This is a genomic window from Lysinibacillus sp. NPDC094403 (assembly GCF_050278745.1).
GTDB lineage: Bacteria > Bacillota > Bacilli > Bacillales_A > Planococcaceae > Lysinibacillus.
Genome location: NZ_JBNNTL010000004.1, coordinates 15,285 through 32,035 on the forward strand (window position 1 = coordinate 15,285; position 16,751 = coordinate 32,035).

At 36.7% G+C, this 16,751-nt stretch carries 14 protein-coding genes and 1 other RNA gene; 1 reads left to right on the forward strand and 14 read right to left on the reverse strand.

Annotated elements, in window-relative coordinates; genetic code table 11:
• Positions 1 to 8 precede the first annotated feature (8 nt).
• The 14 genes from ACQKMV_RS08595 to ACQKMV_RS08660 all read right to left on the reverse strand — a co-directional run bounded on the left by ACQKMV_RS08595 (position 9) and on the right by ACQKMV_RS08660 (position 15,961).
• Complete coding sequence (locus ACQKMV_RS08595; protein WP_049666575.1) at positions 9 to 1,379, reverse strand: ethanolamine ammonia-lyase subunit EutB; 1,371 nt, start codon at positions 1,377 to 1,379, stop codon at positions 9 to 11.
• Between the two features lie 5 nt (positions 1,380 to 1,384).
• Positions 1,385 to 2,809 carry an ethanolamine ammonia-lyase reactivating factor EutA gene (locus ACQKMV_RS08600; protein WP_427503408.1) on the reverse strand — a complete coding sequence of 475 codons (1,425 nt, stop codon included), beginning with the start codon at positions 2,807 to 2,809 and terminating at the stop codon, positions 1,385 to 1,387.
• A 20-nt stretch (positions 2,810 to 2,829) separates the two neighbouring features.
• Positions 2,830 to 3,327 carry a EutP/PduV family microcompartment system protein gene (locus ACQKMV_RS08605; protein ID WP_427503409.1) on the reverse strand — a complete coding sequence of 166 codons (498 nt, stop codon included), beginning with the start codon at positions 3,325 to 3,327 and terminating at the stop codon, positions 2,830 to 2,832.
• A 10-nt stretch (positions 3,328 to 3,337) separates the two neighbouring features.
• Positions 3,338 to 3,679, reverse strand: coding sequence for an ethanolamine utilization microcompartment protein EutS (gene eutS, locus ACQKMV_RS08610; RefSeq protein ID WP_053593758.1), 342 nt, complete (start codon positions 3,677 to 3,679; stop codon positions 3,338 to 3,340).
• A 28-nt stretch (positions 3,680 to 3,707) separates the two neighbouring features.
• The gene (gene eutH / locus ACQKMV_RS08615; protein WP_427503410.1) at positions 3,708 to 4,955 is read right to left on the reverse strand and encodes an ethanolamine utilization protein EutH; all 1,248 of its coding nucleotides are present in this window, start codon (positions 4,953 to 4,955) and stop codon (positions 3,708 to 3,710) included.
• A 295-nt stretch (positions 4,956 to 5,250) separates the two neighbouring features.
• Positions 5,251 to 5,829 (reverse strand): ANTAR domain-containing response regulator, encoded by a 579-nt coding sequence (locus tag ACQKMV_RS08620; RefSeq protein ID WP_427424520.1) that lies wholly within the window; start codon positions 5,827 to 5,829, stop codon positions 5,251 to 5,253.
• Complete coding sequence (locus ACQKMV_RS08625) at positions 5,822 to 7,252, reverse strand: sensor histidine kinase (protein ID WP_427503411.1); 1,431 nt, start codon at positions 7,250 to 7,252, stop codon at positions 5,822 to 5,824. Before ACQKMV_RS08625 ends, ACQKMV_RS08620 begins: the two co-directional genes overlap by 8 nt.
• Before the next feature lie 255 nt (positions 7,253 to 7,507).
• Positions 7,508 to 9,415 (reverse strand): ATP-dependent DNA helicase, encoded by a 1,908-nt coding sequence (locus ACQKMV_RS08630; RefSeq protein ID WP_427503413.1) that lies wholly within the window; start codon positions 9,413 to 9,415, stop codon positions 7,508 to 7,510.
• A gap of 85 nt (positions 9,416 to 9,500) precedes the next feature.
• Complete coding sequence (locus ACQKMV_RS08635; protein WP_427503414.1) at positions 9,501 to 10,637, reverse strand: THUMP domain-containing class I SAM-dependent RNA methyltransferase; 1,137 nt, start codon at positions 10,635 to 10,637, stop codon at positions 9,501 to 9,503.
• A gap of 3 nt (positions 10,638 to 10,640) precedes the next feature.
• Positions 10,641 to 12,380 (reverse strand): EAL domain-containing protein, encoded by a 1,740-nt coding sequence (locus tag ACQKMV_RS08640; RefSeq protein WP_427503415.1) that lies wholly within the window; start codon positions 12,378 to 12,380, stop codon positions 10,641 to 10,643.
• 294 nt (positions 12,381 to 12,674) lie between these two features.
• Positions 12,675 to 13,054: RNase P RNA component class B (rnpB, locus tag ACQKMV_RS08645), an RNA gene on the reverse strand.
• Between the two features lie 62 nt (positions 13,055 to 13,116).
• Positions 13,117 to 13,413, reverse strand: a complete 297-nt coding sequence (gpsB, locus tag ACQKMV_RS08650) for a cell division regulator GpsB (RefSeq protein ID WP_427424525.1) — start codon at positions 13,411 to 13,413, stop codon at positions 13,117 to 13,119.
• A gap of 118 nt (positions 13,414 to 13,531) precedes the next feature.
• Positions 13,532 to 14,788: a ribonuclease H-like domain-containing protein gene (locus ACQKMV_RS08655; protein WP_427503417.1), complete on the reverse strand. Its 1,257-nt coding sequence runs from the start codon at positions 14,786 to 14,788 to the stop codon at positions 13,532 to 13,534.
• 522 nt (positions 14,789 to 15,310) lie between these two features.
• Complete coding sequence (locus tag ACQKMV_RS08660; protein WP_427503418.1) at positions 15,311 to 15,961, reverse strand: 4'-phosphopantetheinyl transferase family protein; 651 nt, start codon at positions 15,959 to 15,961, stop codon at positions 15,311 to 15,313.
• Positions 15,962 to 16,295: 334 nt separating this feature from the next.
• Between ACQKMV_RS08660 and ACQKMV_RS08665 the strand changes: the two genes are divergently transcribed.
• On the forward strand, positions 16,296 to 16,487 hold the full coding sequence (locus ACQKMV_RS08665) for a hypothetical protein (RefSeq protein WP_427503419.1): 192 nt from the start codon (positions 16,296 to 16,298) through the stop codon (positions 16,485 to 16,487).
• Positions 16,488 to 16,751 lie beyond the last annotated feature (264 nt).

A 16,751-nucleotide genomic window follows, 5' to 3' on the forward strand; every position in this document is an offset into this window, starting at 1 on the left:
GGACTCACCTACCTTTCAAATATAGATAAATCGCCAGCTCTTGCAGATAGACGACCATTTTCATAAATGCCCATTTTTTCTAACCATGCTAGATATTCAGGAGCTGGTTTTTTACCAAACGTTTGAAGTAATGTTGCGACATCATGGAAGCTCATTGATTGATAGTTCAGCATAACATCGTCGCCCATAGCTGCAGCGATAATAAAATTGACACCAGCTGCTGTTAGTAAAACACTTAAATCTTCAATATCATTTTGGTCTGCCTTAATATGGTTTGTGTAACAAATATCCACGCCCATTGGGAGACCGTGCATTTTACCCATGAAATGATCTTCAAGGCCAGCACGTATTACCTGTTTGTTATTGTATAAATACTCAGGTCCAATAAAGCCAACAACGGTATTCACAATATACGGATTAAAATGTCTAGCAAATCCATAATTACGCGATTCGAGTGTTACTTGGTCAATACCCATATGTGCCTCAGCAGATAGCTCCGAACCTTGTCCCGTTTCAAAATAGAATAAGTTCGGACCAGTTCCTGTTCCATGCTTTTTCACAAGCTCCTCTGCTTCTCTTATTAGGTCAGCAGAAATACCAAACGAGCGATTAGCAATTTCCGTTCCAGCAATACTTTGGAAAATCATATCGGCTGGTGCACCTTGTTTAATAGCTTTCATTTGTGTTGTAATATGTGCTAATACACAGTTTTGTGTAGGAATCGACCAATCATTGATAAACTCCTTTGTCGCATGCAATACTTTTTTCACACTTTCAACGGAATCATCTACTGGATTAATACCAATAACTGCATCACCAATACCATAGGACAATCCTTCTTTTAATGAGGCAATAATACCGTCAATATTGTCTGTTGGATGATTTGGTTGCAATCTCGAGGACAGTGTGCCCTTTTGTCCAATCGTAATATTGCAAGTCGACAGTATTTCTACTTTATTGGCAGCATGTACAAGATCTAAGTTGGACATCAGCTTTGTAACGGCCGCAATTATTTCTGAATTCATGCCCTTGCTTAATCGTTTTAATTCACGATCGCCTGTTTCATTGGATAAAATATATTCTCTTAACTGCTCGATACTCCAGTTTTTTATTTCTCCGTAAATTTGCTCATTGATATCACCTTCAATAATGCGTGATACTTCATCATTTTCTTGAGGAACTAACGGATTTTCTCGTATATCCTTCACTAATAGCTCACTTAAAACGGCTTTTGCCGCAATTCGCTGCTGTACAGATTCAGCTGCAATTCCAGCTAACTGATCTCCTGATTTCTCTTCATTGGCCTTGGCCATTACATCTTTTAATGAATTAAAATTATATTTTTCTCCACCAAATATCACCGATAGATTCACATTCATCCTCCTTACTTTGAGTGGAAAGCAAGTGTTTTTACAACGACGGGGACAACACCAGATGGTAGTACTTCCCCAACATCAATATAATCACCTGTTTCTACTTTGATTTGATCGATGCAAATGATGGGAACTGTTTGATTGATCGCTTGTATCGTTTGCCCAATAACCTTTGCATAATCTGATTGAATGACTATGATAATTGGTATTTCCTTGGAGCTTCTCGTCGCTAAGTGTTTCAAAATCGCCTCACATAATGTATGGACATCCCGGAAGCTTAAATATGGTAACTGACTAAAATAGAGTGCAAAAGGAGAGCGATTCTCCTGTATAGAAAATAGAGCATCAGCTTGTGCAACAGCTGTTTTCACTGCATAGTCGAATTCTTTGCTGTGCGTGTCTATATGGCAATTGAAAACAGGCACATTTTTTAAAGGCAATGCTTCCGCATCTACCTGAATCGTTGCGCCACTAATCTCAGTTGTTTGCGTACCCGCACCAGTCACTGTTGCTCGCGCTGTTTCCTCTGGTCTTAGCCATAAAAAGGATTGTAACTGTTCATGCTGCAAAAGATTTTTTGCCAATTTTTCGCCAATATCATCATACTGTCGATTTGTACATTCATCTTCATAAATACAAGCAGCTACTCCACCGGAAAAAACGATAGCTTCAACCGGTTTATCCCAAGTTGGTAAATGTCCTAGCAATAATGGATGCTGTTCGTCTGTTAATTGTCCGCTTAGCGTCTTCGCTACTATATCCACTAATTCTTGGATTATTTGTTTGACTCGTACATCTTCTGCTGAATCACCAACATTTAATGGATTTGACCATTTCTCCATAAGTTTCATTATGGGTGGTGAAATCGATTGGATAATGCCATTGTTAAATTCTATAAGTCTTCCACCGACATGCAATGTACACGTACCAATTACTTCTCCAAACTGCATTACCGCAATATTTGCTGTACCACCACCGATATCGATGTTAGCAATGATTTTGGCAGTATTTTTTGATTGCTGTAAGGTACCTGCGCCCTTTGCTGCAATAATGCCTTCCAAATCCGGGCCAGCAGTAGCAACTAAAAAGTGTCCGGCTGTCTCTGAAATCGCATGAACAACTTCGCTGGCATTTTCCTTTGTTGCAGACTCACCGGTAATGATAATGGCACCTGTTGAAATATCTGCTGGTGATATTTGGGCCAATTGATATTGCTGAAAAATAAATTGCTCGATTTTTTCCATATCGATAATTTCTTTATTGATAAACGGTGTTTTAATAATAGGACTTTGATGCAACACCGTTTTTTCAATAATTTCTATTCGTGGCACATGCGTTACACCTGCTACGTTTTTCAACAGAAAACTACTGACAACCATCTTTGTTGTACTTGTACCAATATCAATGCCTGCACTATAAATTTTTTCCGTCTTCAACTTACTCTCCCCTCTCGCCACTACGGGCAATACTTGAGATAAGGACTATCACGATCCTTCACATACTGACGAATTTCTTCGTCAGTATTGAGCTGAATAAGTGGAGCAATAAACTCAACACCAAGCTTTTGCCATGAAGAAGTTTTCACAATAGGACCATGCGTCATGACATTTTGTAATAACGTTATTGCTCTTTCTACATCTGCATGGGGTGCATCAATTTTAGTAATGACACCAATTTGTATTTTGGGTATTCCTAAGCTAAATTGCGGAGGAAAAACACTCTTTGATGAAGTAGCATCCTGCAAGTAAATCACATGTGTCACTTCAAGCGATGTTGCCATAATGTTTCTGTAATACATCGGATTTTCTATATATTCTCCAGGTGTATCAACAATCCAATCATCATAAACGAGCGCCTGTGTTTTATTGGCTTGTCCATCTTTCCCCAATAACGCATTCATCAGTGTCGACTTACCTGCTTGTACACCACCTATTATCATTACTCGATTCTTCATATGGCACATCCTATGACTTAGTTATTTTTGATGGCGTATAGCCTAGCATCTCTGATAGAAAGCGATTAATTTCTAACATCGCCATTTCAACCTCGGAGACACTACCAACAATAACGAGACTGCCAGTAAAGCGATCTAAAAATCCTAGTCTTACATTGGCTGCCTTTGTTGCTAAATCCCCTGCGATAATAACTGTCTCACTCGGTGTACATGTCATGATGCCCAGTGCACCCGCTTCTTGAATGCCCAGTTTTTGAAACATATCAGGATCAGGATTTGCTATTAGATGACTCAATGTTAGTTGCTTACCTGGCACAAACTCCTGAATAAACCGTTTCTTTTCTTCACTCACACATCATCACCTCTTTCAATTTTTTGTTCTAATCAGACTTTTGATCTGTTAGATATTCACCTTCTTTAATAATGCCTGCCTTACGATCCTCTTGTTCTAGCCTTAGAGCTGTTGGAACAGATAGTTTATAGGCTAGAATAATAGCGATCACACCCGCTAAAAACTTACCTGTAATAACAGGTAAAATAATTGTCGGTTGGAAGTTAGCTGTAAACGATAAATGATCTCCTAGAAGGAATGCTGAACAAACACCAAAAGCAATGTTGATAACTTTATCTTTTGGTGGCATATGTCGAATAAGTGTAAACATCGCTAAAATATTAGCAATTGTCGCTAAAAGACCTGCGCTTCCTACTGACGATAAGCCTAATTTATTCCCTAGCGCTTCTAGAGGTTTCGATGCATATTTTCTTATTAAGTACACCATTGGGAATGCACCCGATAGCATAATACCGATATACCCTGCTGTTTCTAATGCCCGGAATTGATCGACTTTATCTGCCATGATCGGATCAAAGCCCCATGCGCCGAAGACCTTTGTAAAAATACCTGTGAAAATTTCTACAATCGAGAACACTAGCACAAGTTTGATAGCAGCATCCATCACACGTCCAAAAATCATGAAACCTTTGATCATGCCATTTGGAATTAGCTTAAGACCTAACGCAATTAACACTACGAAAATGAATAAAGGTAATAAATTAATTAATATTTGTAAAACAGAAATGGCAAACACGTATGTTGGTGCAGCTGTTGTACTAATCACTTCACGAACATCTGTATTAAACGTCACAATCATGATCGAAGAAATAAATGCTCCAATCGGAATTGTTAAAACACCCGCCATAATGCCTAACGCCATATATTTATGATCTCGCTTATCTAACATGGCAAGACCCATTGGAATAGAGAACACGATTGTTGCGCCAGACATAAATCCGACAACTAGAGCCATGACCCATCCTTCATAAGACTCTTTTAACGCATTTGCTAATTGATATCCTCCCATGTCAGAAGCTAAAATTGTCGTTGCTGCAATTGCTGGATCAGCACCAATCAATTCGAAAATCGGACTAATAAAATGACTAATAAACCACGTTAAGTAAGGTATAGCAGCCATGATCCCTGCAGCAGGTACAAAAATATGTCCAACCGTATGAATCCCATTCATAAACTCTTTACCGATTCCATATTCAGCATCTCGAATTGCTCCGATTGCCCCTAAAACTGCACATGTCATAATAATATAAACGATAACCGTTCCTATCATTGCCATCCTACTCATCACCCCTTTATCTTTATCTATATATCTATTTCGCCTTGGCTGGATTGTATTGTCGCTTCGCTTTCGCATAAGTAAACAATGCGTCTAGATTTTGAATTGTGCAGGCACAATTCATTCCTTTTAAAATCCATGACATCCGTCAGAGGCTTTATATTTAATCAGCAGGTGTTGGACACCCACTGTAAAGGAACCACAACCACATTCATCTCATCACCTTTAGCGGTGGGAGCTGAGTGAAAATAAAAAAGACGCAATAAAGAGGAAATCTCTTTAAAGCGTCTTTGCTTTAACTATTTACTTGTAAGGTATTGATAATGCGCCTTGCAATAAGCGCCATTTCCTGTTGAGTCTGCATACTCTCACTGCGAATTTTTTTATACGCTTCGTCCTCACTAAGGTTCTCTGATTGCATTAGCAAACCTTTTGCTCGTTCGATTATTTTACGTTTTTCTAATTCTGTTTGTTTATGCAGCAATTCCCCGTTCAGACGGTTGAATTTATCAATCTGGTGAAATGCCACTTCCAACGCTGGAAGGACATTCTTCTCAGAAAACGGTTTCATAACATAGCCTAAAATATTGTCTTGCTTCATGTATAATAACAATTCTTTTTCACTATAAGCTGATATAAATAGCACAGGTATACCGAGCTGTTGTTCTATAATTTTGCTTGCCTTTAAACCATCTAGCTTTGGCATTTTAATGTCCATTAAGATTAACTGTGGATTATGTGTAAAAGCCAACTCAATTGCTGATTCTCCATTATTCGTTTGTGCTACTACTTCGTAGCCATTATCTTCTAGTATAAACTTCAAATCAATTGCAATAAGCGACTCATCTTCGACAATCATAACTTTCCTAGTCATTTAGGATAAATACCTCCTCACTTACAGGGAACTGAATTTGAGTATGTGTACCTTGTTCGCTAGGGATAATTGAAAATGTGCCAGCTAAATCATATTCAACAAGCCTTGTAATAATCTCCATTCCTAATGATGCCTTCACCTCTTGCATTCCAACGCCGTTGTCAGAAATATGCAGTGAAATAGTAGAAGCACCCTGTTGAAATTTTAAATCGATTGTTCCCTCCTCACGACCAATAAAAGCATATTTCAGTGCATTCTGCAGTAGCTCACAAATGATTAACGCGAGCGAAACAGCTTTTTTAGAATGACAAAATAACTGTATATTATCGTGATGAAAGATTAATTGAATAGATGGTGAGTTAGATGTCCCAACCATTTTATGTCCAATCTTTTTAGCCAACGCGATAACGTCTACTTTCTCTTCAGCGTTATCCTCATTTTCTAAAATAAGTTCATAAACAGATGAAATGCTATATATTCGATTTAATGCCTCTTGAAAAGCACTTGCATTAGAATCTGATAAGTCATTTCGCATTTGCAAACGCAAAAGACTTGTTACTGTCTGTAAATTATTTTTGACTCGGTGATGAATTTCCCGTATAGCAAATGTTTTCATCATTAGTTCATTTTCTTTCAACTTAAGCTCTGTAAGATCATGAATAATGAGGAGTGTTACTTTATCGTTTTGATCACGAATAGGGATTTTCTTCACGATAAAGGATTTACGATCAATCGTAATTTCTAAGAAAAAGACATCATCGCCTTTATCATAGACCTCCTGTAAAAAAGGTAAAATCTTATTCAATGCAACATTGTCAAAACGTTCCAGCCCTGATAGTTCCGATATAAATCGATAGCCTGCAGGATTGCTATAGATGACTTTGTTTTCATGATTTGTGAGAATAATTGATTCCACTAGCAAATCAGAAACAACGGGAATCGGTTGAGAATTTGGCTCTACAATATGCTCAATTAATGCAAAAGGCATATTCCGAAAATCATCTTTAGGTGTAGTTTGCATCTCCACCCTTTTTTCCTGAATTAACACTGCAATAACCTGTTGTTGGTCATTAAAGAGAGGGACAACGTTTTGTTCAACCGTTATACCTTCCTGTGTAATTGCTCTAGTAATTGACGATTTTTCTTTATTTTTGAAAGCAGCAAATACTGCTGGTTCAAAACTTTCAAAAACAAATTTACCAATTACAGATTTTTCGTATAAGCCACTTTCTGTTTGTGGGAATGCCTCTGCTACAACAATTGCATGTGGTAAGTTTTCCATCATACAATCTATGAACATATAACAATCTGTCAACTCAGCATAATACGATAATGTAGCTTCTATTTCTATTAACTTTTCTACATCTGTTGCAGATAAGTTCGAATATTTTTGGCACAACGATTGAATGTTCGACAGGCTCAAACCCCCTATCAAGGAATAACCAAAATTATATTTGATTATTCTTAAAATTACTTGTCATCATTATAAACCTTTTGCAATATCATTTTCAATAAAAAAAATAATTTATTTTAATAATTTTCGTTGCATTACAAAGAACTATATAGCGTAAAAGAGAAATATTCAACACTTTTTTCAAATCCACCATTTTCTCGCGATTAAAATATTATTTTAATATAGAAAAAAAGCGAGATTGCAACAATGCAAACTCGCTTTTTTCTACTTTATTTCTGGTGTAACAGCTAATATATTTTCAAATGTTTCTCGCTGCTTTGCCTCTTCTTCGTTTAACAAAATATGGATATCCCCATGGTCGTTTGAAGTACGAATTAAACGCCCCATTCCTTGCTGCAAACGAAGCTGCATAAACGGTAATTCAACTTCTTCAAATGGATTTTCTGCAAATGTACGTTTCGCATCAAATAAAGGATCATGTGGAGGGAATGGTAAATCATAAATAATGACCCTTGTTAGTGCTTCCTCAGGCAAATCTAGACCTTCCCATAAATGATAGGAGCATAATGTTTTGATTGTGCCTTCTTGGAAATCACGAACAATTCCTGATAGTTCACGGTCCCCCTCAAACCCTACATGCATCCGTTCCATAAGAGGTAGTTCCGCTTTGAAATCTAACATTGCTTGTTTTGATTTAAATAAAATTAGTGTTTTTTCACCATCACGCAATAGCTGTTGAACACGCGCCGTTTTCGCCTTTTGAGATAGCTCATGTAAATAAATTCGCATAACTTCTTCATAATCGAATGGAGATGGAACAGAAAACGATTGATAATCACGAATTCCTAAACTATAGGCAATATATGAAAAATCTTTATTGACTGATAAAGTTGCTGAAGAAAATACTATTGGAAGTTTTTTAGAGAATAATTTTTCTGCTAAAACTTCTGTGATGAGTCGCGGCATGATGACGAGCGTTTCTTCCCCATCAGTTTCCTCTAACCAATCAACTGCATCTCCCTGCGCTATGAAAATACGTAAAGATGCCTCGTATTGTTCTAAATACTCCTCTGCCATATTTAATTCATACTCTGGAATCATATACATTTCTGATTCAAAGACAAATTCCTCAAGTAATGTTTCTACATCAGCAATAAGTTGTTTACCGTATTTCAACAGATTTGGTGATTTATTAATACGTTTACGCTCTTCTTCTGAAGCTACTAGATCATCTCGTAGCTGGTCAAAAAATAACTCATGGTCATCTTGTAATTTTTCCATTGCATATAATGTACGCTCTCGTACACCATCCACCATTAAACGCTCTAACAATGTAACAATTGTTGTCGCCTGTACTTTATACGTCATGGCTTTTTGTGCGGCATATTCTAATAAATGGCCTTCATCTAGCACCATCATTGACACTTCAGGCAATAAAGCTAATTGCCCTTCACGTTCGCGAGATTCCTTTGTTGCTAAATGCTCCATTAAAAAATCTTGTGAACAAATGATTAAATCCGTCGATTTACGATAATGTGCACGATTTAATGTTTGGCCACATCGATTACGTAGATCACATACTGAACACTGCATAATCGAGTTGTAGTTTACTTTTTGCCAATCTTCATCACTGACAGTTGGATAATCACTGCGATCACCATAAGGTTGTATAGCAATCATCGAGCCCTGGGCATATACTCCATCAGGTATAGAAAACGCAATATCATCGATCCATTCATCTGTTTCCACTTTTTCAGCTTCCTCAAAACGCTTTAAGCATAAATATTGGTCTCGTGACTTCGCTAGACGAACATCAATTTCAAGACCTAACGTTTTTTGTAGCTTATAAATATCGCCACCCTCTTTTACTAGCTGGTCGATTAAGGTCTCATCTGCACATGCGATAAGGGCTGGTTTACCAGTATAGCGTGCATAGGATACAGCTGGTAGTAAATAGGCAATTGTTTTCCCAGTCCCTACCCCTGCCTCTGCAAAAAGCACATTTTTCTCTTTTAGGGCCTGCTCAATTTGATACGCCATAAAAATTTGCTCATCACGGCATTCAAAGCCCTTTTCAGGTAATTCATCATAAAGGACGTCCCCCATCCAGTCACCTAATGACTCAAAAAATGAGCGGTCCTTCGTTAATACAAATGGTAAAGATTTACGCAATTGACGTTCCCCCTCTTACTATCTGGTCCTATTATACGCGACGAAACGGAAGATAAGAAAAAATCTTATCTTCCGTTATCGTTCGTTAATCTCTTTTAGACTTTTGTCCCCAGAACTGGTAATAATTCGTTTCAATAAAGCCATTAAATAATTTACGCTTCTTCGTCGTTTGACGACCATACAATTCCTCAAAGTTTTTCATTGAAGAAAGCATGTACACAGACCAAGTCGGATAGTTTTTCATGACCTTTCCTAAATCACGAATTACCTGCTCCACGACTTCGATATCACCAATACGCTCTCCGTATGGTGGATTACCAATCATAACACCATCTGTTAGCAGTGTTGTAAAATCACGAGCTTGCATTTGCTTAAACGTAATCATATCACCAAAGCCCGCTTCTAGTGCATTTTCTTGTGCAATACTCACCATGCGATGATCTATATCAGACCCAATAATTTCAAGTGGTTGATCATAGTTCGCTATGCTATCCGCTTCATCTCGCACTGCATCCCAAATTTTTGCCTTCATCCATGGCCAATCTTCTGAAATAAATTCACGATTATAGCCCGGTGCAATATTTTGTCCAAACATTGCTGCTTCTAATGCAATTGTGCCAGAACCGCAAAATGGATCAACGAACGGTCGATTCGGATTCCACCTTGAAATTTGTACAAGTGCCGCTGCTAATGTTTCTTTTAATGGTGCTTCGCCTTGCGCTTGACGATAACCACGCTTATGCAAGCCCGCACCCGAAGTATCAATAGTAAGTGTAGCCACATCTTTTAAAATTGAAACTTCAATTTTATAGGTTGCACCGGATTCATCTAAAAATCCTAAACGCTTATAATGCTGTTTCATGCGCTCTACAATTGCTTTTTTAGTAATTGCCTGACAATCTGGCACACTAAATAACTTGGATTTAACAGACTTCCCAGATACCGGGAAAGCTGCATCAACTGGTAAATAATTTTCCCAAGGTAGAGCTTTTACACTTTCAAACAACTGTTCAAAAGATTTAGCAGGGAACTGTCCTACAACAATTTTTACTCGGTCTGCTACACGTAGCCATAAGTTTGTTCGTGCAATGGCCGTTTCGTCACCTTCAAAATATACTTTGCCGTTATCGACTGTTGTTTCATAACCTAATGCCTGTACCTCTTGTGCCACAATGGACTCTAACCCCATTGCAGCAGTTGCTACTAATTTATAGTTTGCCATACACTAATTCCTTCCTAGATGTTCAATTTCCCAATACTCCATAAACTCAATAAGTTCGTGAAGTGGCAACGGTTTGCTGTAATAATAGCCTTGGATTATATCACAGTTCATTTTACGTAGTATGTCCACTTGTTGTGCCTGTTCTACACCTTCAGCAACAACTTTCATTTTTAAGCGATGCGACATTTGGATAATCGCATCCACTACTGCCTGTTTTTCATCAAGTGAGCCAATGTGCTGAATAAAGCTTCGATCGATTTTTAAATAATCAAGGGGGAAGCGAACTAAATAACTAAGAGACGAATAGCCTGTCCCAAAATCATCAATAGAGATTTTAAAGCCCATTTTCTTGAGTCGCACAAGCTTGCTAACCGTTTCATTTGCACTGTTCATTACAGTACGTTCTGTAACTTCTATTTCAAAATTACTAGCAGGCGTGTTATAACGCTCTAATATCGCTTGAACTGAGTCTAAAAAGTTTTGTTGCTTAAAGTGAATACTTGAAATATTGATGGCAACTGAAGTCTTGTAACCACATTGACGCATCTCTATAACTGCCTCGCAAGCTTTTTCTATAATCACTTCGCTTAAAGGAATGATTAATCCTGTTTCCTCTGCATAAGGAATAAATTCTGCTGGAGAAACAAATCCTAACCTTTCACTATTCCAACGAACTAGAGCCTCTAAGCCTTGAATCTCTTCATTTGCCATAGATATTTTAGGTTGGAAATGCAGCTCAAATTCTCGATTTTCAATAGCTCTCCGTAGTTCCGAATCTAATAATAAAACACGCTGGGAGTCAGTCTTCAATTCATCAAAATAAAACGCATAGTCGTTCAGGCCATTCTTTTTAGAATAAGTCATTGCCTTGTCAGCACAATGAATCAATTGCTCCGTTGTTTCACCATCTGATGGATACATGCTGATACCAATACTCGTAGAAATAAATATATCTTGACCATTAATATCCAGAGGTTGTTCAATAATCCCAATAATTTGTTCAGCAAAATTGGCGGCTTCTTTAGCATTCTTTACATTTGTTAACGTAATAATAAACTCATCACCGCCATATCTTGCAATGATATCTTTATTTTTTAACAATGTTTTTAAGCGCTTTGCCACTTCCACTAGAATGGTATCCCCTACTGAATGACCTAACGTATCATTAATTTGCTTAAATCGATCTAAATCTAAAAAATAGACTGCATGCTGTACTGAATGAGAAATAGTAGAAGTTGATTCTAATAGATTATCCATTCTTTCAATATAAGCAAATCGATTTGATACATCCGTTAATGAGTCAGTTAATAAACGCTTTTCTAGTTCATTTTCTACTATTTTTCTTTCAGACAAATCTGTGAAAATACCACAGTAATTTGTAATCTCTCCCTCATCGTTGGCTATACCGACAATTGTTAACCATTCTGGATATATGTCTCCGGTTTTACGACGATTCCATATTTCCCCCTGCCAAATGCCTTCTTGTCGTATCTTTTGCCACATATCTAAATAAAATTGCAATTCATGTACACCTGACTGTAGAACGGCTGGCGTTTTTCCATTCACTTCATCACGCTTATAGCCAGTAACAAATTCAAATGCAGGATTGACCATTTCTATTCTTTTATATTTATCCGTAATCATGATGCCTTCAGATACATTTTCGAAAATTTTCGTCATTAAGGCAATAGGATATTTGGAAATTGAATTTAGCTTCTCCAGACTATCGTTCACTCTGTTCATGTTACCGCTCCATCCTATCTCTCTTTACTACCCTTATTTTTTAGAAAAGCGCATTTGCGCCAGTCTACTCATAAGTAGACAAATATGTACATCGTTGCGATATCTGTTTTTTAGATGTTTATGTTTAAATCGTAGTGACAGAGGCATGACTAACAGTGTACAGCCTTATTCTCTAACTTATATCGCACATGCCTAGACATGATTAACAAGTAACTTTTTCTTACTGTATTCAAAAGAAAAGCTCTCCACCAAATTGGAGAGCGCTTGTCATTTCATAAATAAGCATCAAAAAATTTCATAAGCCATGTTTTGTTCCCGAGTACTCAAACAGCTAATGCCTCGTACGGCCGGGTAGTAATCATCTATCTACAGAGCGAACTCTGTCCCTCTATCCGTTCAATTCCTTCTAGAGAGTGCCCCTACCATAATTTGGGTTTCTCACTCGTGGGGTTTACCTCGTTCCACCTTGCATGTTTCCAAGCAAGCTACGTCACTGTGGCACTTTCAGAAAGTTTCAACCATATCATTAAGACTTAGGTTTTCCTTTCGCCGTCAGCCTTTACAGCTGCCTTACCTTATTTTTTCAGTAAGCACGAACACTACGGTCATCTCAGAGCCGTGTGAGCATGGACTTTCCTCTACGACGTCTAGCGCCGCAGCGATTACTCGAAATTCATGATGATACAAAAGATTATACTAGAGTTTTATGATAAATACAATATAATTGACAAAAAAATTATTCGTACAACTTACTACCAAATACGTGTTTCTCTAAATTCGAAAGACGTTTTAAAATATCAAAGTTTGTCGTCCCAGCTGCTGCCGATGCGACAGGTTGTCTCTTAGGAGTATTATCAATATCTTCTCTTAACTGTTTATTTTCTTCACGAAGTTGGGCCACCACTTTTTCAAACGTTTCATAGTCTTGTATTATCTCATCAAGAAATGAATCGACGTCTTCTACATTGTAGCCTTTAAAATTTTTCTTAAATTCCTTTTCAAGGATCATTTTTGACGTTAATTTAATATCCATTCACATCGCCCTTCCTCACACTACATACGTTTCATTATAGCACACTTCATCACATTATATCGTCTGAAAACCTCAAATGTAAGGCTAAACTTGTCGTTTCTTGCGCTTACCCGGGAAATTATTTCTTATTTCCTAACCTGAGTAACCGCTTATCCCAGGAAATTTCCCATTTTTTCTTTTGTTCCACTCTCCATTGCTCATTCTCTTCAATTAATTTTATGCCCTCTTGCGTATAATAAAGGGCCTGGTTATAGTCTTTCATTTGATGCTCATAGAGCATAGCTAGCTGTTCTAATACATGCAACTTTTTTCGTTGATCAACAAAATGTAGGGCAGCTACAAATGCATCTATCGCTTCACTAAACTTTTTATTTCTTTTATGTTGGATTGCTAAATAATATTGTGCATTTCCTGCTTCAAGCGCATCAAATTGGGTCGTAACTTTCTCTAAAACCTTTACACTCTGTGAACTCTCTTTTAAATCAGCATACCATTTCCCAATATTCGTAAACGTTTTTGCTGATTCTTCACTCGTCTCTTCAAATAGCAAATTTGTGGAATGGACATAAAGCGTAATCAGTGAAAGTAAATCCCATTCATTATGAAGAAGGACTTTCATAAGTGCATCTGGAACACCGCTTTTGACTGCATCTAAATAAATAATTGGTGCAAGATATCCAGGTATATCTCCAGTGCGAGAAAAGCCAAGCTTCTCTTCTTCCACAGCTTTTAATTTCATTCGTTCCATATCATTTTTCCATAAACGCTTTGAACTATGCAGTAAATCGATTTGCCGCTGTGTACGCAGTTTAGGTAATTCTTTTTGGTTGAGTGTCCAACGTGTTTCAAGTTGCGGCCAATCAAAGCTTTTTCCATTGTAGGTAATAACCGTCGCTGTTTTTTGCCAAAGCTTTGATTCAAAAAGTAACGCTGTTTCATGAGCAGGATCGGCTAGAATATATTGAGTTAAAATAAAGCTTTCATCTTCCTCCGATACTTCTAAGAAGCCTAAAAGAAAAATTTGTGTGCCTACACCCTTTAAGCCAGTCGTTTCCGTATCAAAAAACAATACCCTTTCATTCATTTCTAGGGCATATGGATGTTCGAACTTTGCCTCTTGCCATTTTACTAATGCTTCAAAAAATGACTGCAACTTATAATGACCATGCTGATAACTAAACGGATAACGCACCTGTCGTTTAAAAACAATACCGAATTCATTTTCTACAACTGTCAGTCCCGCCTTTTCCCACCGTTCAGTATAGCTTGGAGCAACAGGTTTTTGATAGGCAGGTTTATTCTCTTTTTTTATAGTTGTTGTCGTTTTTTTACCGAGCATTTTTTTCATTTGTAAAATTTTATTTTCGTAAGACATTTTCTTCACTCATTTTCTGCATGTAAGATTGCTAAAACTTGTAGTATTTTTTGGTTCCTGAAAACTATCTTGAAGGAAAAACTGAATCACAATGGATAAAACTCTTTGATTATTACACTTTCAAAATTGAGGATTGTCATTGTTTTTTTACTACAAGTATAAACTATATTAATCATAGCGCATCTTTTAGCTTGCACAAAGAGAAGATATGCTATTTTGGTTAAAGTCGATTTATAGTAAGGTGAAAGCATCAGTTTGGATTTTAATGTATATATGAAGAAACTTCGAATTCGACATCCATTAAAACCTTGAAAATTTTAGTTCGAAAACTGCATTGACCTACTATATTAAACAAACGAACTAAGCCGTATATTCGATTAAAAGGTCTGATATAAGGCTACTTATGTGGTGTACCGAAAAGGTCCGAAAAGGTCCGAAATTCTGCCTCCTAAACCGACGCTCCGTTTTAAGACAAAATAAATGTAGCGATGTTGATATATGGATTCCAAAACATTACACTGTCTATTCTTTTATAAAATAATTGAACAATTCTCTTTCGGATAATTCAGTGAGAGAATGGAGAGTAGATTCCTCGCTACAAATAGTACAGAAATAATTCTTAATTCTCAGAGTATGGAAACAATCCTCAACTTGTAAAGTGTCACATTTAGTGATTTCCTGATTGATTCCAATGCCCTTTCTTTTCAAATAAGCTTCTTTTCTAGTCCACATTTCATAAAACAAATTATCTCTGTCATCATTTTTTGGAGAATTAATCATTTTGATTTCGTTAGGATGAAAAAAATCCCTCATTATTTCATATGGTGGACTTTGTATTCTTTCGACATCAATACCAATCTGATGTTCAGTTGATAAACAGCAACACACGCAATCTCTTGTATGGGATATATTAAAAAATATTCCATCTAGTTGCATCACATATGGCTTCCCATAAAGCCCTATATTGAAATCGATTTCCTCATTTTTCATACCGGTTAAATCCATTATTCCTTTACGAACTAATAATTCCCCATATAATGAAAGAAGTTGATCGACACTAAATTTGTATGATTGGATCTTTTTTATTCTATCAATTGATACATAATTCAATAGTTGCTTTGTCTGATGACTGAAATCAGTGTTTTTTAATTCTAAGTTGTATACAAATATCATCTTTCTCTCCCTCAAGAATCATGCTCTTATTTTTATTTCGTTAGAGTACTTTGGTTACCTCTTTAAAACCGTATAAATTTTGCTAAAATTAAGAACAGAACATTGTAATCGTAAAATGATTTATACACACATGAAAGAAGACAACTTATTCACCCTCTGCCATATCCTAAACTACATTTTTCCTTTTATTTTACCAGCAGTCTTACTTAAACTAAACTGCGCAGTTAGTAAAAAAGCGTCTTCACTTGTTGTAAGTTAAAGCGGAAAGTTTCACAAATAATAAAAAATAGATTATACTGGACTAACTATCATATTCAAAAAAGGAGCATTTTCTATGACCGAGAATAATCAATCTGAAGTACCAAAAAAAATTAGCCTGCAAGAGGCAGTGAAACGTCAGCTTGAAAACAAAAAGAACCATTCCTCAGCTAATAAAGGAAAAAAGAATGCCGACCTTTCAACAAAAAAAATGAAAAGCCAGCAAACGAAAAAAACAAGCAATACCCGTAGAAAAATGGGTGTCTAATATACGGACAATATCGGAAAGACGTATTACCAAGTAAAGCTGTTGATATTGTTAAAAAAGGATCGAAAAAGGGAAGATTACCAGAGATATCATTTAAGATATTTTTACCAAATCAGACGTGTACAGGAAATCCACTCTAAATAAAAGAAGTGAAAAAGCATTCAAGGGTAAACTGTTCCCTGAATGCTTTTTTTAATGTTTATTCTTTTCATTTTATAACTTGTTTAGCTAAATACTTCGTAAAAAAAGAGCTGCCTAAGCAAT

What these genes read in the sequence shown, in the direction of transcription:
- eutH (WP_427503410.1), bottom strand. Translation starts at nt 4,955, where the DNA reads ATGGCAATGATAGGAACGGTTATCGTTTATATTATTATGACATGTGCA.
- gpsB (WP_427424525.1), bottom strand. Translation starts at nt 13,413, where the DNA reads ATGGATATTAAATTAACGTCAAAAATGATCCTTGAAAAGGAATTTAAG.
- ACQKMV_RS08655 (WP_427503417.1), bottom strand. Translation starts at nt 14,788, where the DNA reads ATGTCTTACGAAAATAAAATTTTACAAATGAAAAAAATGCTCGGTAAA.
- ACQKMV_RS08595 (WP_049666575.1), bottom strand. Translation starts at nt 1,379, where the DNA reads ATGAATGTGAATCTATCGGTGATATTTGGTGGAGAAAAATATAATTTT.
- ACQKMV_RS08640 (WP_427503415.1), bottom strand. Translation starts at nt 12,380, where the DNA reads ATGAACAGAGTGAACGATAGTCTGGAGAAGCTAAATTCAATTTCCAAA.
- ACQKMV_RS08660 (WP_427503418.1), bottom strand. Translation starts at nt 15,961, where the DNA reads ATGATATTTGTATACAACTTAGAATTAAAAAACACTGATTTCAGTCAT.
- ACQKMV_RS08620 (WP_427424520.1), bottom strand. Translation starts at nt 5,829, where the DNA reads ATGACTAGGAAAGTTATGATTGTCGAAGATGAGTCGCTTATTGCAATT.
- ACQKMV_RS08635 (WP_427503414.1), bottom strand. Translation starts at nt 10,637, where the DNA reads ATGGCAAACTATAAATTAGTAGCAACTGCTGCAATGGGGTTAGAGTCC.
- ACQKMV_RS08665 (WP_427503419.1), top strand. Translation starts at nt 16,296, where the DNA reads ATGACCGAGAATAATCAATCTGAAGTACCAAAAAAAATTAGCCTGCAA.
- ACQKMV_RS08605 (WP_427503409.1), bottom strand. Translation starts at nt 3,327, where the DNA reads ATGAAGAATCGAGTAATGATAATAGGTGGTGTACAAGCAGGTAAGTCG.